Origin of the sequence: Pseudomonas tohonis (assembly GCF_012767755.2) — a bacterium.
GTDB classification, from domain to species: domain Bacteria; phylum Pseudomonadota; class Gammaproteobacteria; order Pseudomonadales; family Pseudomonadaceae; genus Metapseudomonas; species Metapseudomonas tohonis.
The window spans coordinates 1,245,135-1,268,743 of the sequence record NZ_AP023189.1; the positions used below are offsets into that span (position 1 = coordinate 1,245,135).

24 protein-coding genes and 1 tRNA gene are annotated in these 23,609 nt (G+C 66.2%); 13 read left to right on the forward strand and 12 right to left on the reverse strand.

All coding sequences use genetic code 11. The annotated features are described in order from the left end of the window. Window positions 1-19: 19 nt before the first annotated feature. The 8 genes from rtcA to HSX14_RS05805 form a co-directional block, all read right to left on the reverse strand. Window positions 20-1,045 (reverse strand): RNA 3'-terminal phosphate cyclase, encoded by a 1,026-nt coding sequence (gene rtcA, locus HSX14_RS05770; protein ID WP_173173417.1) that lies wholly within the window; start codon window positions 1,043-1,045, stop codon window positions 20-22. Between the two features lie 329 nt (window positions 1,046-1,374). Next, window positions 1,375-2,277 carry a hypothetical protein gene (locus tag HSX14_RS05775; RefSeq protein ID WP_173173416.1) on the reverse strand — a complete coding sequence of 301 codons (903 nt, stop codon included), beginning with the start codon at window positions 2,275-2,277 and terminating at the stop codon, window positions 1,375-1,377. A gap of 29 nt (window positions 2,278-2,306) precedes the next feature. After that, window positions 2,307-3,104: a nucleotidyltransferase domain-containing protein gene (locus HSX14_RS05780; protein WP_044410443.1), complete on the reverse strand. Its 798-nt coding sequence runs from the start codon at window positions 3,102-3,104 to the stop codon at window positions 2,307-2,309. Between the two features lie 21 nt (window positions 3,105-3,125). Next, window positions 3,126-3,704, reverse strand: a complete 579-nt coding sequence (locus HSX14_RS05785; RefSeq protein ID WP_173173415.1) for a hypothetical protein — start codon at window positions 3,702-3,704, stop codon at window positions 3,126-3,128. 54 nt (window positions 3,705-3,758) lie between these two features. Continuing rightward, window positions 3,759-4,985 (reverse strand): RtcB family protein, encoded by a 1,227-nt coding sequence (locus HSX14_RS05790; RefSeq protein ID WP_173173414.1) that lies wholly within the window; start codon window positions 4,983-4,985, stop codon window positions 3,759-3,761. Window positions 4,986-4,999: 14 nt separating this feature from the next. Beyond that, on the reverse strand, window positions 5,000-5,380 hold the full coding sequence (locus HSX14_RS05795) for a zinc-ribbon domain containing protein (protein ID WP_173173413.1): 381 nt from the start codon (window positions 5,378-5,380) through the stop codon (window positions 5,000-5,002). A gap of 32 nt (window positions 5,381-5,412) precedes the next feature. Then, window positions 5,413-6,555: a slipin family protein gene (locus HSX14_RS05800; RefSeq protein ID WP_173173412.1), complete on the reverse strand. Its 1,143-nt coding sequence runs from the start codon at window positions 6,553-6,555 to the stop codon at window positions 5,413-5,415. Between the two features lie 350 nt (window positions 6,556-6,905). Beyond that, window positions 6,906-6,978, reverse strand: a tRNA-Thr gene (locus HSX14_RS05805). Between the two features lie 318 nt (window positions 6,979-7,296). Between HSX14_RS05805 and HSX14_RS05810 the strand changes: the two genes are divergently transcribed. From HSX14_RS05810 to HSX14_RS05820, 3 genes are all read left to right on the forward strand, one after another. Continuing rightward, window positions 7,297-7,905 (forward strand): YiiX family permuted papain-like enzyme, encoded by a 609-nt coding sequence (locus tag HSX14_RS05810; RefSeq protein ID WP_173173411.1) that lies wholly within the window; start codon window positions 7,297-7,299, stop codon window positions 7,903-7,905. Window positions 7,906-7,907: 2 nt separating this feature from the next. After that, complete coding sequence (gene rtcR, locus HSX14_RS05815) at window positions 7,908-9,512, forward strand: RNA repair transcriptional activator RtcR (protein WP_173173410.1); 1,605 nt, start codon at window positions 7,908-7,910, stop codon at window positions 9,510-9,512. Window positions 9,513-9,825: 313 nt separating this feature from the next. Further along, window positions 9,826-10,749 (forward strand): SMI1/KNR4 family protein, encoded by a 924-nt coding sequence (locus tag HSX14_RS05820; protein WP_173173409.1) that lies wholly within the window; start codon window positions 9,826-9,828, stop codon window positions 10,747-10,749. Here HSX14_RS05820 and HSX14_RS05825 read toward each other — a convergent pair. Then, window positions 10,743-12,548 carry an Lnb N-terminal periplasmic domain-containing protein gene (locus HSX14_RS05825; protein ID WP_173173605.1) on the reverse strand — a complete coding sequence of 602 codons (1,806 nt, stop codon included), beginning with the start codon at window positions 12,546-12,548 and terminating at the stop codon, window positions 10,743-10,745. The genes HSX14_RS05820 and HSX14_RS05825 overlap by 7 nt on opposite strands. Before the next feature lie 265 nt (window positions 12,549-12,813). Between HSX14_RS05825 and HSX14_RS05830 the strand changes: the two genes are divergently transcribed. The 5 genes from HSX14_RS05830 (at window position 12,814) to HSX14_RS05850 (ending at window position 17,699) form a co-directional block, all read left to right on the forward strand. Next, complete coding sequence (locus HSX14_RS05830; protein WP_173173408.1) at window positions 12,814-15,327, forward strand: Lon protease family protein; 2,514 nt, start codon at window positions 12,814-12,816, stop codon at window positions 15,325-15,327. A gap of 211 nt (window positions 15,328-15,538) precedes the next feature. Next, a complete protein-coding gene (locus tag HSX14_RS05835; protein WP_173173407.1) occupies window positions 15,539-15,880 on the forward strand; it encodes a PA4575 family protein in 342 nt (113 codons plus the stop codon). Window positions 15,881-16,075: 195 nt separating this feature from the next. After that, complete coding sequence (locus HSX14_RS05840) at window positions 16,076-16,570, forward strand: TIGR00645 family protein (protein WP_173173406.1); 495 nt, start codon at window positions 16,076-16,078, stop codon at window positions 16,568-16,570. 133 nt (window positions 16,571-16,703) lie between these two features. After that, entirely contained in the window at window positions 16,704-17,009 is a 306-nt protein-coding gene (locus tag HSX14_RS05845) for a DUF6482 family protein (protein WP_111259733.1), read from the forward strand. A gap of 72 nt (window positions 17,010-17,081) precedes the next feature. Next, a complete protein-coding gene (locus tag HSX14_RS05850) occupies window positions 17,082-17,699 on the forward strand; it encodes a BamJ family beta-barrel-assembly machinery protein (RefSeq protein ID WP_111259734.1) in 618 nt (205 codons plus the stop codon). A 135-nt stretch (window positions 17,700-17,834) separates the two neighbouring features. Here the strand turns inward: HSX14_RS05850 and HSX14_RS05855 are convergent, their stop codons facing one another. After that, on the reverse strand, window positions 17,835-18,083 hold the full coding sequence (locus HSX14_RS05855) for a PA4570 family protein (RefSeq protein WP_173173405.1): 249 nt from the start codon (window positions 18,081-18,083) through the stop codon (window positions 17,835-17,837). 207 nt (window positions 18,084-18,290) lie between these two features. Further along, the gene (locus HSX14_RS05860) at window positions 18,291-19,259 is read right to left on the reverse strand and encodes a polyprenyl synthetase family protein (protein ID WP_173173403.1); all 969 of its coding nucleotides are present in this window, start codon (window positions 19,257-19,259) and stop codon (window positions 18,291-18,293) included. Window positions 19,260-19,503: 244 nt separating this feature from the next. Between HSX14_RS05860 and rplU the strand changes: the two genes are divergently transcribed. The 5 genes from rplU to HSX14_RS05885 all read left to right on the forward strand — a co-directional run bounded on the left by rplU (window position 19,504) and on the right by HSX14_RS05885 (window position 23,129). Beyond that, complete coding sequence (gene rplU / locus HSX14_RS05865) at window positions 19,504-19,815, forward strand: 50S ribosomal protein L21 (protein WP_021219380.1); 312 nt, start codon at window positions 19,504-19,506, stop codon at window positions 19,813-19,815. 24 nt (window positions 19,816-19,839) lie between these two features. Then, window positions 19,840-20,097, forward strand: a complete 258-nt coding sequence (gene rpmA, locus HSX14_RS05870) for a 50S ribosomal protein L27 (RefSeq protein WP_111259737.1) — start codon at window positions 19,840-19,842, stop codon at window positions 20,095-20,097. 141 nt (window positions 20,098-20,238) lie between these two features. Next, on the forward strand, window positions 20,239-21,459 hold the full coding sequence (cgtA, locus tag HSX14_RS05875; RefSeq protein WP_173173401.1) for an Obg family GTPase CgtA: 1,221 nt from the start codon (window positions 20,239-20,241) through the stop codon (window positions 21,457-21,459). Between the two features lie 80 nt (window positions 21,460-21,539). Continuing rightward, the gene (gene proB, locus HSX14_RS05880) at window positions 21,540-22,658 is read left to right on the forward strand and encodes a glutamate 5-kinase (RefSeq protein ID WP_173173398.1); all 1,119 of its coding nucleotides are present in this window, start codon (window positions 21,540-21,542) and stop codon (window positions 22,656-22,658) included. A gap of 12 nt (window positions 22,659-22,670) precedes the next feature. After that, entirely contained in the window at window positions 22,671-23,129 is a 459-nt protein-coding gene (locus HSX14_RS05885; protein WP_173173396.1) for a CreA family protein, read from the forward strand. Window positions 23,130-23,247: 118 nt separating this feature from the next. Here the strand turns inward: HSX14_RS05885 and rpsT are convergent, their stop codons facing one another. Beyond that, window positions 23,248-23,523 carry a 30S ribosomal protein S20 gene (rpsT, locus tag HSX14_RS05890; protein WP_173173394.1) on the reverse strand — a complete coding sequence of 92 codons (276 nt, stop codon included), beginning with the start codon at window positions 23,521-23,523 and terminating at the stop codon, window positions 23,248-23,250. Window positions 23,524-23,609 lie beyond the last annotated feature (86 nt).

The window sequence follows — 23,609 nt, forward strand, 5'->3', positions numbered from 1 at the left end:
GGAGGATGTCGTGGATTCGTCAAACCGCCGTGATGGCGATGTCGTGGAAATCCTGCCGCTCGCTCCTGATCTGACAACGGACGGGAAGGAATTGCTGGATCACCTCGATGTTGCTCATCAGGTGCTCGCTGAGCACCGGGGCGCTGAAGCTGCCGCCGCCGGCCAGCGCCATGGGCAGCAGCAACTGGTCCGAGAGGTGTTCACCCACGGCCGCACCGCTGGCCAGCCAGGCGCGGGCCTCGTCCACCGCCAGGTCGGCGACCCGTTCGGCCCCGACGCGGGGCTGGCCGAAGGCGCAGAACACCTCGGTCAGCGTCTGGCAGGCGAGCTCTAGCAACAGCGCGTTGCCCGGCCCCTGGTCATTGTCGATGAATTGCAGGCACAGCTCGTCGTCACGCCAGCCCAGGCGCTTGGCCACCCGTTGCAGCTCGCGCTCGCCGACATGGCCTGGCACCCCGGCCAGCAGCGCACGGGCCTGGCGTTTCAGTACGGCCCCTGGCGGCTCCAGGTGCAGCGGGCGCAGTTCGCCGGGCGCCATGCGCAACCGCACCACCCCGCCCCCAGCCTGCATGAAGCCATGGCGCAGCAGCTCCAGCTCCACCTCGGCGCCCATGCGGCGCAGCAATGGCAGCCAGGCGCGCTGGAGAAAGTCCACCGGCGGCGCCAGCGGGTTGTGGGTGCCGCCGCTGACTTCCAGCGTGCTCGGCCCTTCGGCGAACAGCAGCGCCGGCAGCAGGGTCTGCAGCACCAGGGTGCAGCTGCCGGCGCTGCCGATGGCGAAGCGGTAGTCACCCGCGCGGAGGGTGCCCGGCGTGAAGCGCAGCGTCTGCGAGCCCAGCTCCGCGCCTTCCACCTCGGCGCCGCTGACCTCGGCCGCTGCCAGCACGGCCGTCAGGTGCTGGCGCAACAGGCCCGGGCGGCTGCGCTTCGCGCGGATATTGCGGATGCGGAAGGCCCGCCCGCTGATCATTGACAGGCTCAGCGCACTGCGCAGGATCTGGCCACCGCCGATGGCGCCGTCGAGTTCGAGAAAATCCGTGTTCATGGTTCGTTGTTCCAATCCGTTGTTCGTGCCTGGCTGTCTGGCCAGGTCATGGCCGTTTCAGCCGGTTGTACGGGTTCCGGGTGCTCGCCGGAGAAGTCAGCCAGTTGCGTCCATTCGAGGCTTTCTATGGGGCGTGGACATACCAGTACCTGGCCCTTTCGTCCCATCAGCAGGTTGTCCAGTTGACGAGTCTTTTGTGCCTGTAGCGCCAGGTGCGGAGTGCCTGCAACCAGGGTTCACGCGGAGTTGGTCCCGCCAATGGGCGAGCCATTGCGTGGTGTTCATTGGATGCTCCTTGGACGGGGATGGCCCATCCGCCTCCCGCCGGCTTACTGCGTCGGTGCGGGCGTGGTCGATAGCTGTGCCAGCGGCACGGTCTCCGGGCGCAGGGTCGCTGCGCACGCGTGCAGGCGGGTGGTTTCCGCCTGGGCTTCGGCGTCGCTTTCCGCCACCTGTGCCAGGGCGTAGCGGGCAGCTCCCGGAGCGCCGGTATCGATGACCGTGTAGGTTGCCAGGCAGCCTTCCTGCTGGTCCCGGGCGGCCATGGCGCTGGGGTGGCGTTCGGCGACCACGGCGCGCAGGGCCGGCGAGGGCGGTGTAATCGCCTCGGTGAAGGTCGTGCGATCCGGGTGCCAGGTCAGGCTGCGCGTCTCCAGGCGGTCCGCTGTGTCGATCGCGGCGGCACGTTCGTGCACCAGCAGCACCGGGATGTCGCCCGTGGGTGCCAGCACCCAGCTCTGGTTCGGCCCCGGGGCTTCGTCGTGGGACCAGGCCAGGTGCGGGCCCTGGGGCGTGGCGAGGTACAGGGCGTGATGGCGCTTGGGGTGCTCGAAGCCGCCCATCTGGCTGACCAGCAATGCGGGCGTGCCATCCGCCAGCCGCAGCAGGCGAGCGGCCGCGCTGACCTGCCCCTCTTCCTCGCCGGCTATCCACACCCTGGGCGCCGCGCCAGTCCCCAGGGGCGTGCCGGCGCCGTACAGGGGATCGGGCGCTGCCTGGCTGGCGGGTGCCGCTGTCGCCGCCCAGTGCAGTGCCACCGTGGTGCCGAGTAGGCGGCCGTCTTTCAACAGGCGCAGCTCGAACGGGCAGGGCGCGGTGGTGCAGGCGGGCAGCGACAGCTCGTAGGCTATCGCCGAGTCCAGGGGCAGGGTGTCCAGCACCTGGCGCTCCTGGGCGGCGAGGCCTGTGGTCAGGCCCAGGAGCAGCAGGCCGGCGAAGGGTTTGAAGTCCATTTCAGCTGTTCTCCATTGATGCGATGGCGTCAGGTGGCGTGGGTGTGCACGCAGTGCCGCATGAATTCATCCAGCAGGGCGTCGTCCCCCTGGCCGCGCGGCAGTTGCGGGGCTTCGCCGGCACTGGCCAGCTGGGCCTCGATGAAGGCGTGCAGCACCTCGCGGCGCGGGCCGTGGGTGGCTTCGGTGGCGGCGCGCTTGAGCTGCAGCAGCTCGTCGATTTCCGCCAGCAGCGCCGGGTCGTCCAGGGTCACCAGCAGGTCCTCGAAGGGCATCGGCGGGCGGCCACGGCCCTGGTCGAGCCAGCGTACCGCCAACAGTGGGCGCAGGACGTAGAGGTACTTCTTGAAACGCACCTCGTCGCCTTGCAGGTAGCCGCGGAAGTTCTTCTTGGCCATGGACAGGTAGTGGTGGCGCACGGCACGGGGCGACCAGAAGGCTTCGGCCAGTTCGCGCAGGCGGGCGGTGGCGGCGTCGTCCTGGCGGTAGACCAGGGGCGAGTCGAGCCACTCCAGCAGCGTGGGGTTGGAGTTGCGCAGCAGGCGCAGGGCCTTGCGCAGCTCCCAGCCGCTCACATCCAGTTCGTCGTCCAGCGGGCGCTCGATCACGTCGCGCGGCTCGCGTACCTGCAGGTACCAGTCGGGCTGCTCGACGTAGACGAAGCGCACGTCGTAGTCGCTGTCGCTGGAGGCGAAGCCCCAGGCGCGGCTGCCGGATTCGCAGGCGTAGAGCACGGTGACGTTGCGCTCGCGCTCGACCCGTTGCAGTTCCTCCAGCACCCGCTCGCGCATGGCGGCGGGGAGGGGATGGCGGTGGTCGCTGGTCATTTCGTTTGTCCCCTTACTGCTTCAATCGGTGGCGCTGGCGGCCAGCGCGCTGAGTGTTCGTCGTCTCGGGTTGTACAGGGTGAGGCACCAGATGCCCCACCATTCCTTGCCGTCATCGAAGTAGCTGCTCCAGGCGCTGCGCTGGGGCTCGTCGTCGGCGTTGCCGACCCAGTCCAGCACCTGCATCCCCTCATCGGCATGCAGGCGCAGGACCTCGCGCCATTCGCGGAAGTCCTCCACCTGCAGCGCGGTGCCGTAGGGCGGGCCGACCAGGGCCCGGTACAGCGGCCCGTCGTCGCGGGCCAGTTCCTCGATGCGCGCGGCATCCAGGGCCTGCGGGCGGGCCTGGTCCAGGTCCGGGATCAGCTCCGGCCAGGGATGGTTGGCGTACTGCGGGTGTTGTTCCGCCAGCTTGCGGCGCCATTCCTGGGCGCGTTCGCGGATGCCTTCGAACAGTACCCGCAGCGCATCCTTGTGCTCGGCCTCGCCGGGGCGGGCGGTCACGTCCAGGCCCAGCACGACGAAGTCGAAGACGCTGCCGGCTTCGTCGAGGCGGGCCTGGAGTTCTTTCACCCGGCGGCTTTCCAGTTTCTGCAACATCAGTCGCTCTCCCTCAGGGGCGAAAGGCGCTGGCGGGGCAACGCCGATCATTCTTCATCCTTTAACGCAGACCACCTGGCGCAGGGTATGCACCACTTCCACCAGCTCGCGCTGGGCATGCATCACGGCGTCGATGTCCTTGTAGGCCATGGGGATCTCGTCGATCACGTCCTCGTCCTTGCGGCATTCCACATGGGCGGTGGCGCGGATCTGGTCGTCCACGGTGAACAGCTTCTTCGCCTTGGTGCGGCTCATGGTGCGGCCGGCGCCGTGGCTGCAGGAGCAGAACGCCTCCTCGTTACCCAGGCCGCGCACGATGAAGCTGCGCGCGCCCATGGACCCCGGGATGATGCCCAGCTGGCCCTTCTGCGCCGATACCGCGCCCTTGCGGGTCACCAGGACTTCCTGACCGAAGTGCTGCTCCTTCTGCACGTAGTTGTGGTGGCAGTTCACCGCTTCCAGGTTGGCCTCGAAGGGTTTCTTGATCACCGTACGCGCCGCCGCGATCACGGCGTGCATCATCATCGCGCGGTTCTGCTTGGCGAAGTCCTGGGCCCAGCCCACGGCCTCCACGTAGTCGTCGAAGTGCTGGCTGCCTTCTTCGAAGTAGGCCAGGTCGCGGTCCGGCAGGTTGGCGATGTGCTGGCGCATATCGGCCTGGGCCAGTTCGATGAACAGGCTGCCGATGGCGTTACCCACACCGCGCGATCCGCTGTGGAGCATGAACCAGACGCGCTGGGCCTCGTCCAGGCAGACCTCGATGAAGTGGTTGCCGGTTCCCAGGGTTCCCAGGTGCTTGCGGTTGTTGGTCTTCTCCAGGCGCGGGTACTTGTCGGTGATCACCTTGAAGCGCCCGGCCAGGGCCGACCAGGCGTGGTCCGCCAGCTCCGGCACGTCTTCCCAGGCGCCCTTGTCTCGACCACCGCGGGACACGCTGCGCCCATGGGGCACGGCCTTCTCGATGGCGCTACGCAGGCCGGCCAGGTTGTCCGGCAGGTCGGAGGCGGTCAGCGAGGTGCGCGCGGCGATCATTCCGCAACCGATGTCCACGCCCACGGCGGCCGGGATGATGGCGCCAACGGTGGGGATCACGCTGCCGATGGTCGACCCCTTGCCCAGGTGCACGTCCGGCATCACGGCCAGGTGCTTGAAGATGAAGGGCATCTTCGCGGTGTTGATCAGTTGCTTGCGCGCGTCGTCCTCCACCGGTACGCCCTGGGTCCAGAGCTTGATCGGTTTGCCGTCGGCGACTTCCAGCAGTTGGAAGGTTTCGTTGCTCATGTCGTTAATCTCTTCTATTGCGTAGCGTCTTGGCCGGAAGCGGGTTGTGCCCGGCCATCGCGAATTCGTTTGTTCAGCCGGCAGGTACGGCAACGGGTCGCCGTAGAAAACACCTGACCTTTGCAGTCCTCGTACCACCACTTCTGCTGGGCGGCCGTCCAGGTCTGCTCGATGCCGCAGTCGCGGCACCTGAAATGCACGTCCTCGTACCAGCCGCGACGGACGAAATCCGGGTCGCCGTAGCTGTTGTAGGGCGTGAGGTTGGCTCGGTTGACCGGAAAGCTGCCGGGCGGCGGTTTCTGGCCTGAGGGTCGTCTGGCCGATTCGGCCTTCCATGCCTTGCGTCGCTCGCGTGCCTCGCGGATTTCCCGGCGGCGTTGCTTGTTGCTCTTCACGCAACATTCTCCTTCGCCGGGGCAGGCCTTGCTCAGGCCTGCTTCAGCGTTACCAGTCCATTCAATACTTGATCCAGGCCACCGAATACCGAGATGCGGTCGATTCGTTCGGCCACTCGCTCCAGGGTTTCCAGCTCCTTGAGGCGCAGGGCGGTGGGGTTGTCCTCCATCACCTTGGCCGTGTTCAGCAGCGAGCGGGTCGCCGAGGTCTCTTCGCGGCGGCGGATCACGTTCGCCTGCGCGGCCTTTTCGGCCTCCACTACCTGGGCCAGCAAGGTCTTCATCTCGCCGGGCAGGATGATGTCGCGCACGCCCAGGCCGCTGACTTCGATGCCGGTGCCGGCCATGCGCTCCTTCAGGTACGCGCCGACGGATTCGTCGATCACCTGCTTGTTCTCCAGCAGTTCGTCCAGCGAGCGTGTTCCCACCGCCGCCCGCAAGCCGAATTGCAACTCGCGGTACAGGTGTTCCAGCGGCTTGGAAAGCTGCGAAAACGCCATCAGCACATCGCTGTAACGCCAGTTGGCGGCCAGGTTCAGGCGCAGGCTCACCTTGTCGCGGGTGAGGATCTCCTGGCCACTGACTTCCAGTGCCTGGGTCCGCATATCGATCAGCTCGACGTTCACCTGGCGGTTGTAGCGCCAGAAGCCATGCGGGCCCGCCGGCAGCAGTTCTATTACCGCGCCATCGACCTTAAGTACGCCGACCTGATAGGCCGGCACCTGCACCACCAGAATCGCTTCGGCGCCGATCACGCTACGGCCCCGCAGGTTGCCCTGCAGCTGTTGCAGCAACGCAGGTGCCACGCGGTAGTCCTGACTGAGGTCGATGCGTTCCAGGCGTTGCTCGGTCTGGCCCTTCCAGTACAGCCGACGGCTGCCCGGGGCGAGGATTTCCGCCAAAACGCCATCCTCGTAACGCAGACCTGCCTCGTTTTCGGCAAGGTCCATGCGGGTGAAGTAGCGCTCGACTAGTTCGGGCTCGGACTGGCGCAGGTAGCCGGCCAGGCGGTGCTCGAATTGGGGGGTGTTCAGGCTGAAGGTTTCCACGCTGAGGCGGTTGCCCAGGTCCAGATGGCGATAAGCGCCCGGCTCGAGGATCGCCACGAAATCGCCCTCGGAATACAGCAGGCCGCGTTCGTTCTTTTTCACGTTAAAGCGCTTCAGCAGTTTCATTCGTCTCTTCCTTCTTCATCTTGTCCTGGGTGCCGGTGCTGGCCGGCCCGCCGAGTAGCGAGGAGGGAGCCTGCGAGAGGCAGGCGCTGTGGACTTCCGGTCCCTCTCGGCCGATTCCTTCGGCCAGCGCCTGACTTGTCGCAAGCCCGGTCCTCGCTCCGGGCGGGCCGGCAGTGGCTTCGGGTCCCTGGCGGTTCCGACCATCCTGGCCGCTTCGCGCCTATCCCTTCGCCGCACCGGCGGGGTGTTGCATCCATTGAGTAGCTGCCGTGAAGGGCAGTGTTCGAGCGGGACTCGAACCCGCGTCAGGCCATCCGAGAATGGCTGCTCTACCAGACTGAGCTATCGAACGGCGCGGGCAGGATTCGAACCTGCGGCCTCTCTCACGAAGGGGAGCGCTCTTCCGAACTGAGCTACCGCGCCATCGACCTTCGTTGCTGCAGCGGCATGCACGAAGCCGACACCAGGGGTGGGCTCGGGCACCGGCGGGATTGGAATCCCTGCCCGTGGGCTGCATCAGCGATGCGGTCGAAATGGATATAGCGAGCGGCGTGCCAGTTTCGTTGGCGAGGCTGAAAATATTTTTCAAGTAATTGATTTTTAAGGATTTTATTTTTATGGCGGATGATTCAAGGGTCGTGCTCAGGGGGCTTCGATAAAGATATCCATATTCCTTGATATACGAATTTATATTTTTGGATAAACTCGCCGCCACCGATGCGCCATCGACAAGGACATGCCATGCGCTTTTCACTTTTCCTCGTCTCCAGCCTGTTCGCCTGCCTGGCCCAGGCCATGCCGCTGCCCGAGGTGCGCGAGGGCGACATCATCTTCCACCAGTCGCGCTCGGCGCAGAGCCTGGCGGTGCAGCAGGCCACTCACTCGCGCTACAGCCACATGGGGCTGGTGCTGGCGCGCAACGGCTCGCTGCAGGTGTTCGAGGCCGGGGCGACGGTGCAGTACGTGCCGCTGCAGCACTGGATCGCCCGGGGCGAGGGCGGCCATTACGTGGTCAAGCGCCTGGCCCGTGCCGACGAGCTGCTGACCCACGATGCGCTGGTGCACATGCGCGAGCTGGCGGAGGGCATGCGCGGGCGCCGCTATGACCTGGCCTTCGAGTGGAACGACGCGCGCCTGTATTGCTCGGAGCTGGTGTGGAAGCTCTATGAGCGCACCCTCGGCCTGCGCCTGGGCGAGCTGCAGCGCATTCGCGATTTCGACCTCGGCTCGCCGGTGGTGAAGGCGAAGATGCGCGAGCGCTACGGCCAGGACATCCCGCTGGATGAGACCGTGATCTCGCCGGTGGCGATCTTCGAGTCGCCGCAGCTGATCACCGTGGCGGAGGAGTGAGCATGGCCCGCAAGACCGTCGCCATCGGCTTCGTCGGCGCCACCCTGGATCGCATGGGCAAGGGCGCCGAGCGCTGGAACAAGTGGCGCCCGAGCGTGGGCCTATGCCAGCAGCCGGACTTGCTGGTGGACCGCCTGGAGCTGATTCACGGCAGCGATGCCCGCGACCTGGGCCTGTCCCAGCGCATCAAGGGCGATGTGGAGCAGGTGTCGCCGCAGACCGAAGTGCGCCTGCACGAGATGCCGCTGCGCAACCCCTGGGACTTCGAGGAGGTGTATGGCGCGCTGCATGACTTCGTCAGCGCCTACCGTTTCGACACCGAGCACGAGGACTACCTGGTGCACATCACCACCGGTACCCACGTGGCGCAGATCTGCTGGTTCCTGCTTACCGAGGCGCGCTACCTGCCGGCGCGGCTGGTGCAGACCTCGCCGGGCCGGCGCCGTGAGGAGGATCGCCACGCCATCGGCACCCATTCGCTGATCGACCTCGACCTGTCCCGCTATGACCGCATCGCCTCGCGCTTCCAGCGCGAGCAGCTGGAAGGGCTGGAGCTGCTGAAGTCGGGCATCGCCACGCGCAACCCGGCGTTCAACCGCAGCATCGAGCAGATCGAGCGGGTGGCAGTGCGTTCGCGGGCGCCGATGCTGCTGATCGGCCCCACCGGTGCGGGCAAGTCCTTCCTGGCGCGGCGGGTGTACGAACTCAAGCGGGCCAGGCACCAGGTGGCGGGGCGCTTCGTCGAGGTGAACTGCGCCACCCTGCGTGGCGACGGTGCCATGTCGGCGCTGTTCGGCCACCTCAAGGGCGCCTTCACCGGCGCGCAGAGCGCCCGTGACGGCCTGCTGCGGGCGGCGGACGGCGGCATGCTGTTCCTCGACGAGATCGGCGAACTGGGCCTGGACGAGCAGGCCATGCTGCTCAAGGCCATCGAGGAGAAGCGCTTCTTCCCCATGGGCGCCGACCGCGAGGTGGAGAGCGACTTCCTGCTGATCGCCGGCACCCACCGTGACCTGCGTACGCGGGTGGCCGAGGGGCTGTTCCGCGAGGACCTGTACGCGCGCATCAACCTCTGGACCTTCGAGCTGCCGGGCCTGGCCGGGCGCCGCGAGGACATCGAGCCGAACATCGATTTCGAACTGGAGCGCCACGCCCGCGAGCAGGGGCGCATGGTGCGCTTCAACGCCGAGGCGCGGCGCCGTTACCTGGCCTTCGCCTGCTCGGCGGAGGCGCGCTGGGCGGGCAACTTCCGCGAGCTGTCGGCCTCCATCACGCGCATGGCGACCCTGGCCGACAGCGGTCGCATCGACGAGGCGCTGGTGCAGGAGGAGATCGACCGCCTGCGCTACGCCTGGGGCGCCCAGGGGCAGGCGGATGACGGCCTGGCGACGCTGCTCGGCGAGCGGCTGGTGGAGCTGGACCGCTTCGACCGCCTGCAACTGGCGGCGGTGGTCGCGGTGTGCCGCGAGGCGAGCAGCCTGTCCGAAGCGGGGCGGCTGCTTTATGACGTATCACGGCAGGCCAAGGCGCAGCCCAATGACGCAGACCGGTTGCGCAAGTACCTGGGGCGGTTCGGCTTGGAGTGGAAGGACCTGGCCGCCGGCTGAGGTGGCTTGATCGTCGTGCCTGCCTCGACTCCGCTTGGTGGAGGTAAAAAGCGACCTCCACCCTACGCAGCGGTCATGCCCATTCGGTGGGGACGCATGTGTAGGCGCGACTTCAGTTGGGCTCGGCTATCCTTTGCGCCTTTCGCAACCCTGCCGAGCAAGGACCGCCCATGAGCCTTACCCAATCCTCCGAGCCGCTGCGCACCTGTTGCGCGGTGGGAGAACCCTGCGTTTATCCCTCGCGCGCATTGGACCCGTTGCGGGGCATCGGCCCGGTTCCGGTTGCGCGCGAGCAGCTGGGAGGGCAGGCCTGATGTTCACCCACGACGAACTGCAACGCCTGCGCCAGCATGAACTGGCGCCCTTCGCCGGGCGGATCATCCATCAGGCGCGGCCGCCGATCACCGATGCCGAGCTGGCGGAGGTGGAGGCGCGCCTGGGGCGCGCGCTGCCGTCGTCCCTGGTGCGGCTGTGGCGTGTCGCCTATGGCGGCCGGCTCGATTACGACTTCCAGGTGGACTACCAGGGCCACCTGCACGCCTTCTCCCTGAGCGAGCTGTTCTTCCCCGGCAGCGATGGCTACAACGACCTCTGGGGCTGGATCGAGCACGAGGAGGAGGGGGCCCGGGCGTTCGCCGAGGACGAGGGCCGCGAGTGGGACGGGCGGCTGGCGTTCCTGCCCGTGGGCGGCTTCGAGTACCTGGAGCGCATCTACGTCTGTGTCGAGCCGGGCGAGGATTTCGGTGCCGTCTATGCCTGGAGCCAGGGCTTGCCGCCGGCCTGGTCCATGCGCCTGCACGAGGACTCCTTCACGCGGGTGGCGGATGATTTCGAAGGGCTGTTCGCCCAGCTGGTGTACTACCGCGACCCCTTCGAAGAGGATGCCGATGGCACCGGCCTGGAGCTGGACGAGGCGCTGGACCCGCTGGCCATCGAGGACGCCGCTCTGGCGCAACGGCTGCGGGCGGGGATGACTGCGCTGGTGCAGGACTGGCGCGGCGCCCTGGACGACGGCCGGCTATCGGTCGAGCCGGCCTTGCAGCGCCTGGCCCTTGAGCATGCGGTCGAGCACGACGACGAGGCGCTGTTGGCGCGCCTGGCGGGCGCGGGTGTCGACCTTGGGCAACTGATCCGGGGTGGGGTGAATGCGCCGGTCTACGCCCGCCTGCTCAAGCGCGAAGCGTTGCTGGCCTGGTTCGCCGGGCACGGCATCGCCGAGCGCCAGCGCGATCAGTAGTGGTACCAGCGCAGTTGCAGCATCACCTGGTTGTCGTTGCCGCCGAGCTGGCTGAACGAGCGTTCGGCGGAAAGTCGCAGGCCCAGGTCGGTGCCCAGCTCCCACTGCTGGTTGAGTGACAGGCGCCGGCGCACCTCGCCGTTGTGGAAGTAGTCGCCGGCCGCCTCCAGGCTGAGGGTGCCCAGGCCGTTGCGCCACAGCAGCCCGGTGTCGAAGCCGCCGGCCCCGGCGACGAAGGCGCCGAAGTCCGGGTTGTGTTCCACGCGGGCGGTGGCCAGGGCGTAGTAGAGGGTGTCCTCCCCCCATTGCCAGCTGCCGCCCACGCCACCGTTGAGGTGGCTCACCAGCGTCTCGTCGCCATCCTTGCCGGGCACCCGTTCCAGGCCTCCGGCCACCTGCCAGGACCAGGGCTGCAGCAGTTGGGTGCGCGGGGTGAGCGAGCGGATGGTGGCGAAATCCAGCTGCTGCAGTTGCCAGTGGTTCTGCTCGTACTGGCGCAGCTTGAGCTGGAGGATCTCGATCTGCGCGCCGAGGGGGAAGCCGGCGAGGTTGTCGTTGAGGTCGTGGTAGGCCATGCGCAGGCCGTACTCGGCGAAGGCGCGGTCCTCGCGGCTGCCGAGCCCCAGTTGCCAGGTGCGTGATTCGTGGCCTTCCTCGGGCAGCGGCGGGCGCTCGGCCTGCAGCGCGGGGGGCGGGTTCTGGTTGATCGCCCGCAGCAGCTGGAAGCTGCGCTGCGCCCGTGCGCCGCTGCGTTCTTCGCCGGTGGAGCGGTAGCGCTCCAGGCGGAAGGCGGCGTCCTGGACCTGCGCGCGGCGCGGGGCGGGCAGTGCGCGGAAGGCCGGGTCGTCCAGCAGGCTCTCGTCGTCGGCCAGGCGCAGGACCCAATCCTGCTCGTCGCTGTCCAGCGGCGCCGCGCGGGCCATCAGTTCCTTTTCCCGCGAGGGGCGGTAGTCGATCCGCTCCACCAGCCCGGCATGCTTGATGGCACGCACGGTGTCGGTGGGGATGGCGGTCAGCGGGAACTGCTCGGTGAGCTCGATGCCGGGGCGGGCGATCTCCAGCAGTTCCAGCAGGCGGTAGGAGCAGTTCTCGTCGAAGAAGAAGTAGTCGAAGCGGACCTGGCGCAGCTCCCATACGTGCTCGACCATGCGCCCGGTTTCCTCGGCGCTGAGGTTGAGGCGGTACTCCCAGAGGTCGCGGTTCTCCAGGCGGCTGTATTCCTTGAGCTTGTCGCGGTAGGGCACCAGGGCGAAGAGCCCGGGGTAGCCGCCCATCAGGCCCTTCCAGGCATAGAGGATGCTGTTGTCGGCGCCCTCGATGAAGGCGCCGAAGTTGAGGGCGTAGCTGAGCAGGGCGGTGTTGTTCTCCTGTACGTCGGGCTGGTCGATGCGCAGCAGGGTGTGGCCGAACATGGACGAGGGGCTGTTGAGATAGGCCGCCGGGAAGATCAGCACCGTGCTGTGGGGATTGATGTCGTGGTACCAGCTGGCGAATTCGCTGCAGGCAGGGGCCGGCAGGTCGGTGAGCTGCAGCCGTTCGCGGAGCCAGCGCGTGCGCGCCGGGTAGCGGCATTGCGGGTGGCGGTCGCCGAGGCTGGCGTCCTGGTACAGGGCCGCGACCGTGGCGGTGAGTTCGGCCGCGGGGTCGCTGTCGCCCGTCTCGGCGAGGAAGAAGCGCTCGTCGTCGACGTAGCTGCGCCAGCCGCCGAGCTTGCCGGTTTCGTAGTGGCCGAGGGCGATCCAGTACGGGTCTTCGGCCAGGCGCTGCAGGGTTTGCGGGGGGATGGCGGGGGCCGCCATCAGGTGCGTGCAGGTACAGAGGGCCAGGAGGGAGAAGGTCCGTTTCAACAGCGCTGCTCGCTTTCGCCTTGGAGTGGGATGGGCGAGCTTTGGCGATGCCCGCCACGGGTGTCAAGCAAGGTCAGAAAGGACGATTGCGCAAGCCCTCGCACGCTTTTGCGAAGCGTCTCGCGCCGCGCTCCGCCAAGGGCGGAACGCCTTGCAACGCGGACGAAGGCGGCGCCAGAATGCGGCCATGTTTCCGCGTCGCCAATAAGGATTTCCGATGCCCGATCCTCTCGTCGCCTCCCTGCGCCTGGCGCCCGATGCGCTGACCCGCCCCTTCGACTCCAAGCAGTTCGCCTTTGCCACCACCGACGATCTCGAACCCTTCCGTGGCGTGCTCGGCCAGGAGCGCGCGGTGGAGGCCCTGCAGTTCGGCGTCGCCATGCCGCGCCCGGGCTACAACGTCTATGTGATGGGCGAGCCCGGCACCGGTCGCTTCTCCTTCGTGCAGCGCTACCTCAAGGCCGAGGGCAAGCGCCTGGCCACGCCGATGGACTGGGTCTACGTCAACAATTTCGACGAGCCGCGCGAGCCGCGCGCCCTGCAGTTGCCGCCCGGCGAGGCGAGCGCCTTCAGTACCGATATCGGCCAGCTTGTGGATAACCTCCTGGCCACCTTCCCGGCGGTGTTCGAGACGCCGACCTTCCAGCAGAAGAAGAGCGCCATCGACCGTGGCTTCAACCAGCGCTACGACCGCGCCCTGGATGTGATCGAGCGCCTGGCGCTGGAGAAGGACGTCGCGCTCTACCGGGACAGCGCCAACATCGCCTTCACTCCGATGAAGGATGGCAAGGCGCTGGACGAGGCGGACTTCGCCCAGTTGCCCGAAGCCGAGCGCGAGCGTTTCCACGAGGACATCTCCAGCCTTGAGGAGCGCCTCAACGAGGAGCTGGCAAGCCTGCCGCAGTGGAAGCGCGAGTCCAGCAACCTGCTGCGCCAGCTCAACGAGGAGACTATCACCCAGGCCCTGCAGCCGCTGCTGGCGCCGCTTTCCGAGAAGTACGCGGAGAACGCCGGGGTGATCGCCTACCTGCAGGCCATGCAGGTGAACCTGCTGAAGACCGTGGTCGACCAGATGCTCGACGACAAGCCGGACCTGCAGCGCCGCGAGATGCTCGAGGAGCAGTACTGCCCGAGCCTGGTGGTCGGCAACCCGGCCAGCGGCGGTGCGCCGGTGGTCTTCGAGTCGCACCCGACCTACGACAACCTGTTCGGCCGCATCGAGTACGGCACCGACCAGGGCGCGCTCTACACCAGCTACCGCCAGCTGCGCCCGGGTGCGCTGCACCGCGCCAACGGCGGTTTCCTGGTGCTGGAGGCGGAGAAGCTGCTGAGCGAGCCTTTCGTCTGGGACGCACTCAAGCGCGCGCTGCATTCGCGCCAGCTGAAGATGGAGTCGCCCCTGGCCGAGCTGGGGCGCCTGGCCACCGTGACCCTGACGCCGCAGGTGATCCCGTTGCAGCTGAAGGTGGTGATCATCGGTTCGCGCCAGCTGTACTACACGCTGCAGGACCTGGATCCGGACTTCCAGGAGATGTTCCGCGTGCTGGTGGACTTCGACGAGGAGATCCCGCTGTCGGAGGAGACCCTCGAACAGTTCGCCCAGTTGCTCAAGACCCGCACCTCGGAAGAGGGCATGGCGCCGCTCTCCGCCGCTGCCGTGGCGCGCCTGGCCACCTACAGCGCGCGCCTGGCGGAAAACCAGAAGCGCCTCTCGGCGAAGATCGGCGACCTGTTCCAGTTGCTCAGCGAAGCCGATTTCGTGCGCCAGCTGGCCGGTGAGAAGGTGACCGACGCCGAGCACATCGAGCGTGCGCTCAAATCCAAGGCCACGCGCACCGGCCGGGTTTCGGCGCGCATCCTCGACGACATGCTGGCGGGGATCATCCTCATCGACACCGACGGCGCAGCGGTGGGCAAGTGCAACGGCCTCACGGTACTGGAGGTGGGCGACTCGGCGTTCGGCGTGCCGGCGCGGATTTCCGCCACCGTGTACCCGGGGGGCTCGGGCATCGTCGACATCGAGCGCGAGGTCAACCTTGGCCAGCCGATCCACTCCAAGGGCGTGATGATCCTCACCGGCTACCTCGGCAGCCGCTACGCCCAGGAGTTTCCGCTGGAAATCTCGGCGAGCATCGCGCTGGAGCAGTCCTACGGCTACGTCGACGGCGACAGCGCGTCCCTGGGCGAGGTCTGCACCCTGATCTCGGCGCTCTCGCGCACGCCGCTCAAGCAGTGCTTCGCCATCACCGGCTCGATCAACCAGTTCGGTGAGGTGCAGGCGGTCGGCGGGGTCAACGAGAAGATCGAGGGTTTCTTCCGCCTCTGCGAAGCGCGCGGGCTGACCGGCGAGCAGGGGGTGATCATCCCGCAGGCCAACGTCGCCACGCTGATGCTCGATGAACGCGTGCTGCAGGCCGTGCGCAACGGCCAGTTCCATGTCTACGCGGTGCGTCAGGCCGATGAGGCGCTGAGCCTCTTGGTGGGCGAGGATGCCGGCAGCCCGGACGAGAAGGGCCGTTTCCCCAAGGGCAGCGTCAACGCCCGGGTGGTCGAGCGCCTGCGCGAGATCGCCGAGATGGGCATGGAGGAGGAAGAGAAGCCCGACGCCGCCAAGGAGGTGGCCGCCGCCCTGGAGAAGGCGCCGGCACCGGCCAAGCCGCCGCGCAAGGGCCCGAAGAAGGAGCCCGGCAAGAAGACCCCGCCCGACGACAAGGTCCAGGGCCCGGCCTGACCAGGCGATGATCGGTCACGGCGCCGCGCGGGTGCCGTGGCTGGTCAGTCATTGAGCGGCGTAGAGCCGCTCAGCGCTGGCGCTGGTCTGACAGACTTTTCACCACGGCATCCACAGGCTTATCCACAGCTGGCGTGGATAAGATTTCCTCGCTTTCCCAAGGCCCCTGTCAGGTGTAGGCTGGCCCAAGGTCTTCGCGAGGAACGTCGTTATGTCCCGCAACCTCTGCCTCACCCGTCAATGCCTGGGCATGGTCACCCGCATCGAGTGCGTGATTCTGCCGCTGGCCGGAGGGAATGGACTCTGGACACTCATCTGCGCTGCCGGGATTTCGGGGGCGCAGCCGTCGGCGATCAAGGCGCAGGGCCCATTCCACGGGCCTTTCGTCGCTGAGTCGGTGCTTTCGGCTATTGCTTCCTGCCTGGCCGAGCTGGGCTACTGCGCCTGCGAGGACCCGCTGATCTGGCGCCTCCATGTGCAAGGTGAGCTGCGTCGGCTCAATGGTGAGCGCCCTCGCAGCCCGGGCGCGTTCCTGTCCCGGCCGGAGACCTGAGCGGGCATCGGCTGTGCAGCTTTTGCGCAGCCCGCGGCGAGCCCCGGCGAACGCTGGGCAGCGCCATCCTTCCCAAGACAATTCACAGGGTTATCCACAGCTCCTGGGGATATTTCGAGGCATTACGTGCCTGTTTTTCTGTAGGAATGTGCTCGCTATACTCGCCGCCAGTTTTGACTCTGGATGCGAGGCTTCATGGAACGCTTTTTGGAAAACTCGATGTATGCGGCGCGCTGGTTGCTGGCGCCCATCTACTTCGGCCTGTCCCTGGCGCTGCTGGCGCTGTCGCTGAAGTTCTTCCAGGAGGTCTATCACGTCCTTCCGCACGTCTTCGAGAAGACCGAGGCGGAGCTGATCCTGGTGCTCCTGTCGCTGATCGACATGTCGCTGGTGGGCGGGCTGCTGGTGATGGTGATGATCTCGGGCTACGAGAACTTCGTCTCCCAGCTGGACATCGACGAGGGCAAGGAGAAGCTCAGCTGGCTGGGCAAGATGGACTCCGGCTCGCTGAAGATGAAGGTAGCCGCGTCCATCGTGGCGATCTCCTCGATCCACCTGCTGCGGGTGTTCATGGATGCGCAGAACATCGATAACACCAAGATCATGTGGTACGTGGTCCTGCACATGACCTTCGTGATCTCGGCATTCGCCATGGGTTACCTGGACAAGATGACCAAGCACGATCACTGATCGCGCCGCCGCTCCACCATGACCGCCCGTCAGCGTCCCGCTCGCGGGCGGTCGTGTTTCTGCCCGGCGGTTTTGATCCTGTACGGAAACTGTATTTAACTTTTCCCTGTACAGATCCCGCCGAGGTGACGCCATGAACCTGCAGACTCTTTCCAGCGAAGCCCGCGCCGGGCATGTCGATGGGCTCGACCTGATCTCCATGGAAGGGGGCATCTACCTGTTGCAGGCCCATATCGAGGGGCGTTGCCACACCCTGGACGATGGCCGTGGCCATGCGATGCAGCTGCGCTCGGTGGAGCATGCACGGGGGCTGCTGCATGAGTTGCCGCGCATGCCGTTCTACCTGGTGCACGCCTCGGTGCATGACGAGATGTGCGGTATCGCCCCGGATGATCGCGGTGCGCTGCGGGTGCCGTTGTCGATGGGCGCCCGGCACTGATGGCAGGGGATAGGGCCGAGAAGGGGGCTGTGCTAGTCTGGCCGGCCTTTTTTCCGGAGCGGAGCCCCGGCCATGTCCGAACTCGAATTTTCCACCGATGAAACCCGCGTCAGCTACGGCATCGGCCGCCAACTGGGCGACCAGATCCGTGACAATCCCCCGCCCGGCGTGAGCATCGACGCTGTCGTCGCCGGCCTGCGCGATGCCTTCGCCGGCATCGAGAGCCGTGTCGACGGTGCCGCGCTGTCCGCCTCCTTCAAGGTCATCCGCGAGCGCATGCATGCCGAAGCCCAGGCCAAGGCCGATGCCGCCGCTGGCGAAGGTCGTGCCTACCTGGTGGAGAACGCCAAGCGCGAGGGCGTCACCCAACTGCCGTCCGGCCTGCAGTACGAAGTGCTGGTCGCGGGCGAGGGTGCCAAGCCTTCCGCCGAAGACACCGTGCGCACCCATTACCATGGCACCCTGATCGACGGCACCGTGTTCGACAGCTCCTACAACCGTGGCGAGCCGGCCGAATTCCCGGTGGGCGGCGTGATCGCCGGCTGGGTCGAGGCCCTGCAACTGATGAACGCCGGCAGCAAATGGCGCCTGCACGTGCCCAGCGAGCTGGCCTACGGCGCCCAGGGCGTCGGCAGCATCCCGCCGCACAGCGTGCTGGTGTTCGACGTCGAGCTGCTGGAAATCCTCTGAGTCTTTCGGAGTGACCGCCGGGCGCGTCGTCCCTGACGGCCCGGGAACCGGCGGAGGCGCCTCTGCCTCCGCCTGCACGGCCGGTGCCCCGGGCGCCGGCCATGCAGATGACGCGTCCTGCGTCATCCGAACCCTTCAGTGCAGCTGGACCTCACTGTGCGGACGCAGCGCCCGCGCATAGCAGAAGAGGAACAGGCTGCGCACCAGCTCCTTGAGTATCACGGGCTCGCTGGATGTCAGGCCGGCAAGGTCGAGATCCCCCTGATCACGCAACTCGTCGAGCGCGTCCTCTTCGAGGATGGCGCACACTTCGCCGGTTTCACGGTGGAGGATGCGCAGGTAGGGGTGCGGGCGATCCAGCCAGGCATCGATCAGGTAGGTCATGGCTCATCTCCTTGAAAAGCAGTGAGATGAGAATAATTCCTATTATCAAAATAACAAGAGGCAATCGCCGCCTTTCGTCGTCTGCTTGATCCAGGTCACGCCGTTGCCGGGCTCGAACCTGGCCTTGAGGCTGCTCCTGCTCAGCCTTGAGGGGCGTACAACGAAAAAGCCCGTCGCGAGGACGGGCTTTCGGATACGGCGGGTGGATCAGTGCGTGCGGGCGACGGCGAAGCGGGTGAGTTCGATCAGGGCGTCGCGGTATTCGTTGTCCGGCAGTACGCCCAGGCAGGCGATAGCGCGCTCGGCGTAGTCGCGGGCGAGGCGGGCGGTGTAGTCCAGCGCACCGGCGGCCTCCACGGCGGCGCGGATGCTTTCCAGGTCCTGGCTCCCGCCCTGCTGGATGGCCTGGCGGACCAGGGCGGCCTGCTCGGCGGTGCCGTCGCGCATGGTGGCGATCAGCGGGAGGGTGGGCTTGCCTTCGGCCAGGTCGTCGCCGACGTTCTTGCCCAGGGTGGTGGCGTCGCCGCGGTAGTCGAGCAGGTCGTCCACCAGTTGGAAGGCGATGCCCAGGTAGTCACCGAAGGTGCGCAGGGCCTCGACCTGTTCGGCCGGTGCCTGGGCCAGTTCGGCGGCGCTGTGGGTGGAGGCCTCGAAGAGCATCGCGGTCTTGCCGCGGATGACTTCCATATAGGTCTCTTCGGTGGTGCTGGCGTCGCGGATCTTCGACAGCTGCAGCACCTCGCCCTCGGCGATCACGCGGGTGGCCTGGGAAATGATGCGCATCACCGGCATGGAGCCCAGCTCGACCATCATTTCGAAGGAGCGGGCATAGAGGAAGTCGCCGACCAGCACGCTCGGCGCGTTGCCCCACAGCGCGTTCGCGGTGGAGCGGCCGCGGCGCAGGCCAGAAGCGTCGACCACGTCGTCGTGCAGCAGGGTGGAGGTGTGCAGGAATTCGATGGTGGCGGCGAGCAGGCGCAGCTGGTCGCCACCGAAGCCCAGTGCGTTGCCGCTGAGCAGGACCAGGAGCGGACGCAGGCGCTTGCCGCCGGCGGAGACGATGTAGTCGCCGATCTTTTCCACCAGGGGAACGCGGGAGGTGAGTTGCCGACGGATGATGTCGTCGACTGCGGTAAAATCGTCCGCCACCACGCGGTAGAAGGCCTGGGGTTGCATCAGCGAGGGGTGCTCCTTTGAGGTTGCGCGGCATGCTAGGGGGCAGGGTGGGGGCTGTCAAGGCAAGCGCCGACGGTGCTTGCGCAGCAATCACGGCTTGCGTACAATCGCGGCCCCTGAACTTCCTTGGGCATTTTCCTGCCTTACGCAATTGCACGGGTTCCAGTTCCGGCCCCATGCAGCCATGCCGACCCCTTCTTCTTCCTATAAAGCGTCGGGTGAGCAGGTTTAACGGAGAAAATCCATGTACGCAGTTATCGTTACCGGCGGCAAGCAATACAAAGTCGCTGAAGGTGAATTCCTGAAGATCGAGAAACTCGAGATCGCCACCGGCGAATCCGTGACCTTCGATCGCGTTCTGCTGATCGGCAATGGCGACGACGTGAAAATCGGCGCTCCGGTCGTTGATGGCGCCAAAGTAGTCGCTGAAGTGGTCGCTCAAGGCCGTCACGACAAAGTGCGCATCATCAAGTTCCGCCGTCGTAAGCACCACATGAAGCGCCAGGGCCACCGCCAGTGGTTCACTGAAATCAAAATCACCGGCATCCAGGCCTAATTTCCTTTTTGGAGGATTTGACTCATGGCACACAAAAAAGCTGGCGGTTCTACCCGCAACGGCCGCGACTCAGAAAGTAAACGCCTTGGCGTGAAACTGTACGGCGGCCAGGCCATCAAGGCCGGCAACATCATCGTGCGTCAGCGCGGCACCAAGTTCCACGCCGGTTACGGCGTTGGCCTGGGCAAAGACCACACCCTGTTCGCGAAAGTGGATGGCGTGGTCAAGTTCGAGGTCAAAGGCGCTTTCGGTCGCAAGTACGTGAGCGTCGTCGCGGCCTGATCGCGACTCCGCTGCAAAAGCCCTGTCTTGCGACGGGGCTTTTTTGTTTCTGATAGATGGAAACTCCGATTTGCGCGGGCTTCCCTGTATCCTTGTGTTCTTTTTTCTTTCAACCCGTCCCGCGTGGCGGGAGGCGTCCTGATGAAATTCGTCGATGAAGTATCGATCTTTGTAAAAGCGGGTGATGGCGGCAATGGCCTGATGAGTTTCCGTCGCGAGAAATTCATCGAGAAGGGTGGTCCCAATGGCGGCGACGGCGGTGACGGTGGTTCCGTGTTCATGGAAGCCGACCCGAACCTGAACACCCTGGTCGACTATCGCTATACCCGCCGTTTCGATGCTCAGCGTGGCCAGAACGGTGGCAGCAAGGATTGCACCGGGCACAAGGGTGAGGACCTGATTCTCCCCGTGCCGGTGGGCACCACCATCATCGATGCCGGCACCCAGGAGATCATCGGCGACCTGACCAAGCCCGGTCAGCGCCTGATGGTCGCCCAGGGTGGCTGGCACGGCCTGGGCAACGCCCGTTTCAAATCCAGTACCAACCGCGCGCCGCGCCAGACCACCAATGGCAAGCCGGGCGAGTCCCGCGATCTCAAGCTGGAGCTGAAGGTGCTGGCCGATGTCGGCCTGCTAGGCCTGCCGAATGCCGGCAAGAGCACGTTCATCCGCTCGGTCTCCGCTGCCAAGCCGAAAGTCGCCGACTACCCCTTCACCACGCTGGTGCCGAACCTGGGCGTGGTCAGTGTCGGTCGCTACAAGAGCTTCGTCGTGGCCGACATCCCTGGCCTGATCGAGGGGGCTGCGGAAGGCGCCGGCCTGGGCATCCGTTTCCTCAAGCACCTGGCGCGTACCCGTCTGCTGCTGCACATCGTCGACATGGCGCCGCTGGACGAGAGTGATCCGGCCGAGGCCGCCGCCACCATCATCGAGGAGCTGGGGCGCTTCAGTCCGGCGCTCACCGAGCGTGATCGCTGGCTGGTGCTGAACAAGGCCGACCAGTTGCTCGACGAGGATCGCGAGGCGCGCATGAAGGCGGTGATCGAGCGCCTGGGTTGGGAAGGCCCTGTCTACGTGATCTCCGCGCTGGAGCGCGAGGGCACCGAGGCGCTGTCCCAGGACATCATGCGCTACCTCGACGAGCGCGCCCTGCGCATCAGCGAGGAGCCGGCCTACGCCGAGGAGCTCGCCGAGCTCGACCAGCGTATCGAGGACGAGGCGCGTGCCCGTCTGCAGGCGCTGGACGATCAGCGGGCCCTGCGCCGCGCCGGGCTGAAGAGCGCCGGTGCGCAGGATGACGATGATGACTTCGAGGATGACGAAGACGACGGCGACGGTCCGGAAATCTTCTACGTACCCTGATGAGTGCGCCGCTCGGCGCAGATGATCGCCATAGGCTGTGCGCCATGGGCCGCACGGCTTTCTAGCTAAGGTTGGAAGATATGCGGGACAAGGTGACGGGCGCGCAGCGCTGGGTGGTGAAGATCGGCAGTGCCTTGCTGACGGCGGATGGTCGCGGCCTGGATCGCGACGCCATGGCGGTCTGGGTCGAGCAGATGGTTGCCCTGCGCAATGCGGGGGTCGAGCTGGTGCTGGTGTCTTCCGGCGCCGTGGCGGCGGGCATGAGTCGCCTGGGTTGGAGCGCCAGGCCCAAGGCGATGCATGAGCTGCAGGCAGCCGCCGCCGTGGGGCAGATGGGATTGGTGCAGGCCTGGGAGTCGAGTTTCGGCGAGCATGGCCGGCATACCGCGCAGATCCTCCTGACCCATGACGATCTCTCCGACCGCAAGCGTTACCTCAATGCGCGCAGCACGCTGCGCACGCTGGTCGAACTCGGCACCATCCCGGTGATCAACGAGAACGACACGGTGGTCACCGACGAGATCCGCTTTGGCGACAACGACACCCTGGCGGCCCTGGTGGCCAACCTGGTCGAGGCCGACCTGCTGGTGATCCTCACCGATCGCGACGGCATGTTCGATGCCGACCCGCGCCACAACCCCGATGCGCAACTGATATTCGAAGCCCGTGCGGATGATCCGAGCCTGGATGCGGTCGCGGGCGGCACTGGCGGTGCGCTGGGGCGTGGCGGCATGCAGACCAAGCTGCGCGCGGCGCGCCTGGCTGCGCGCTCCGGTGCGCACACGGTGATCGTCGGTGGGCGTATCGAGCGCGTTCTGGACCGCCTCAAGGCCGGCGAGCGCCTGGGTACGCTGCTGGCGCCGGAGCGCGGCATGCTGGCGGCGCGCAAGCAGTGGCTGGCCGGCCATCTGCAGACCCGTGGCACCCTGGTGCTGGATGCGGGTGCGGTCAAGGCGCTGCGTGACGATCGCAAGAGCCTGCTGCCGGTCGGCGTGAAGGCGGTGCAGGGCAGTTTCCGCCGTGGCGAGATGGTGGTCTGCGTCGGCCCGGATGGGCGTGAAGTCGCCCGTGGGCTGGTCAATTACAGCGCTCTGGAAGCGCAGAAGATCATCGGGCAGTCCTCCGAGCAGGTGGAGAAGCTACTCGGCTACGTCGACGAGCCCGAGCTGGTGCATCGGGACAACCTGGTTCTGGTCTGAAGGAGCGTTCGAATGCGCATGATCAAGGGATGGGTGGCGTTGGCTCTGTGCGCGCCTATGCTGGCGTCCGCCGAGGAGATCGGCTCGGTTTCCACCGTGTTCAAGTGGGTGGGGCCGAACGACAAGATCGTCGTCGAGGCTTTCGATGATCCCAAGGTGGAGGGCGTGACCTGCTACCTGTCCCGCGCCAAGACCGGCGGCGTGAAGGGTGGGCTCGGGCTGGCCGAGGATCGTGCGGAGGCGTCCATCGCTTGCCGTCAGGTCGGTGCCATCCATTTCAAGGGTGAGCTGAAGGATGGCGAGGAGGTGTTCAAGGAGCGCACCTCGCTGGTGTTCAAGACCATGCAGGTGGTGCGTTTCTTCGATCAGAAGCGCAATACGCTGGTGTACCTGGTGTACAGCGATCGAGTCATCGAAGGCAGCCCGCAGAACGCGGTCACGGCGATCCCGATCCTGCCCTGGGCGAAATGAGTCCTGGCGAGCATCGAAGCCCGGTTCGCCGGGCTTTTTTGTGCCTGTCGATCGGCGTGGCTTTTTCGCAGGCAATAAAAAACCGGCCCTGGGGCCGGTCTTTCATCAAAAGCAAAGCTTAGGCAGCAGCCTGGCTGAGCGCCTTGATGTGGGCGTTCAGGCGGCTCTTGTGACGAGCAGCTTTGTTCTTGTGGATGATGCCCTTGTCGGCCATGCGGTCGATTACCGGAACAGCCAGGGTGTAGGCGTTCTGGGCTTTGGGCAGGTCCTTGGCATCGAGCGCCTTGACGACGTTCTTGATGTAGGTGCGGACCATGGAGCGCAGGCTGGCGTTATGGCTACGACGCTTCTCAGCCTGTTTTGCGCGTTTTTTGGCAGAAGGTGTATTGGCCACCGTCAAGCTCCTCGAAAACTGGGGGGATACAAACAAATAAGGCCGCGAATCATGCCGATGCGATGAATCAATGTCAAGGGCAGGCG

What these genes read in the sequence shown, in the direction of transcription:
- HSX14_RS05785 (WP_173173415.1), bottom strand. Translation starts at nt 3,704, where the DNA reads ATGTTGCAGAAACTGGAAAGCCGCCGGGTGAAAGAACTCCAGGCCCGC.
- HSX14_RS05855 (WP_173173405.1), bottom strand. Translation starts at nt 18,083, where the DNA reads ATGACCTACCTGATCGATGCCTGGCTGGATCGCCCGCACCCCTACCTG.
- HSX14_RS05835 (WP_173173407.1), top strand. Translation starts at nt 15,539, where the DNA reads ATGTCCCGCAACCTCTGCCTCACCCGTCAATGCCTGGGCATGGTCACC.
- HSX14_RS05775 (WP_173173416.1), bottom strand. Translation starts at nt 2,277, where the DNA reads ATGGACTTCAAACCCTTCGCCGGCCTGCTGCTCCTGGGCCTGACCACA.
- rpmA (WP_111259737.1), top strand. Translation starts at nt 19,840, where the DNA reads ATGGCACACAAAAAAGCTGGCGGTTCTACCCGCAACGGCCGCGACTCA.
- HSX14_RS05825 (WP_173173605.1), bottom strand. Translation starts at nt 12,548, where the DNA reads ATGGCGGCCCCCGCCATCCCCCCGCAAACCCTGCAGCGCCTGGCCGAA.
- HSX14_RS05885 (WP_173173396.1), top strand. Translation starts at nt 22,671, where the DNA reads ATGCGCATGATCAAGGGATGGGTGGCGTTGGCTCTGTGCGCGCCTATG.
- HSX14_RS05800 (WP_173173412.1), bottom strand. Translation starts at nt 6,555, where the DNA reads ATGAAACTGCTGAAGCGCTTTAACGTGAAAAAGAACGAACGCGGCCTG.
- rtcA (WP_173173417.1), bottom strand. Translation starts at nt 1,045, where the DNA reads ATGAACACGGATTTTCTCGAACTCGACGGCGCCATCGGCGGTGGCCAG.
- HSX14_RS05850 (WP_111259734.1), top strand. Translation starts at nt 17,082, where the DNA reads ATGTCCGAACTCGAATTTTCCACCGATGAAACCCGCGTCAGCTACGGC.
- HSX14_RS05810 (WP_173173411.1), top strand. Translation starts at nt 7,297, where the DNA reads ATGCGCTTTTCACTTTTCCTCGTCTCCAGCCTGTTCGCCTGCCTGGCC.
- HSX14_RS05845 (WP_111259733.1), top strand. Translation starts at nt 16,704, where the DNA reads ATGAACCTGCAGACTCTTTCCAGCGAAGCCCGCGCCGGGCATGTCGAT.
- HSX14_RS05830 (WP_173173408.1), top strand. Translation starts at nt 12,814, where the DNA reads ATGCCCGATCCTCTCGTCGCCTCCCTGCGCCTGGCGCCCGATGCGCTG.
- rtcR (WP_173173410.1), top strand. Translation starts at nt 7,908, where the DNA reads ATGGCCCGCAAGACCGTCGCCATCGGCTTCGTCGGCGCCACCCTGGAT.
- proB (WP_173173398.1), top strand. Translation starts at nt 21,540, where the DNA reads ATGCGGGACAAGGTGACGGGCGCGCAGCGCTGGGTGGTGAAGATCGGC.
- HSX14_RS05860 (WP_173173403.1), bottom strand. Translation starts at nt 19,259, where the DNA reads ATGCAACCCCAGGCCTTCTACCGCGTGGTGGCGGACGATTTTACCGCA.
- HSX14_RS05840 (WP_173173406.1), top strand. Translation starts at nt 16,076, where the DNA reads ATGGAACGCTTTTTGGAAAACTCGATGTATGCGGCGCGCTGGTTGCTG.
- HSX14_RS05780 (WP_044410443.1), bottom strand. Translation starts at nt 3,104, where the DNA reads ATGACCAGCGACCACCGCCATCCCCTCCCCGCCGCCATGCGCGAGCGG.
- cgtA (WP_173173401.1), top strand. Translation starts at nt 20,239, where the DNA reads ATGAAATTCGTCGATGAAGTATCGATCTTTGTAAAAGCGGGTGATGGC.
- HSX14_RS05790 (WP_173173414.1), bottom strand. Translation starts at nt 4,985, where the DNA reads ATGAGCAACGAAACCTTCCAACTGCTGGAAGTCGCCGACGGCAAACCG.
- HSX14_RS05820 (WP_173173409.1), top strand. Translation starts at nt 9,826, where the DNA reads ATGTTCACCCACGACGAACTGCAACGCCTGCGCCAGCATGAACTGGCG.
- rplU (WP_021219380.1), top strand. Translation starts at nt 19,504, where the DNA reads ATGTACGCAGTTATCGTTACCGGCGGCAAGCAATACAAAGTCGCTGAA.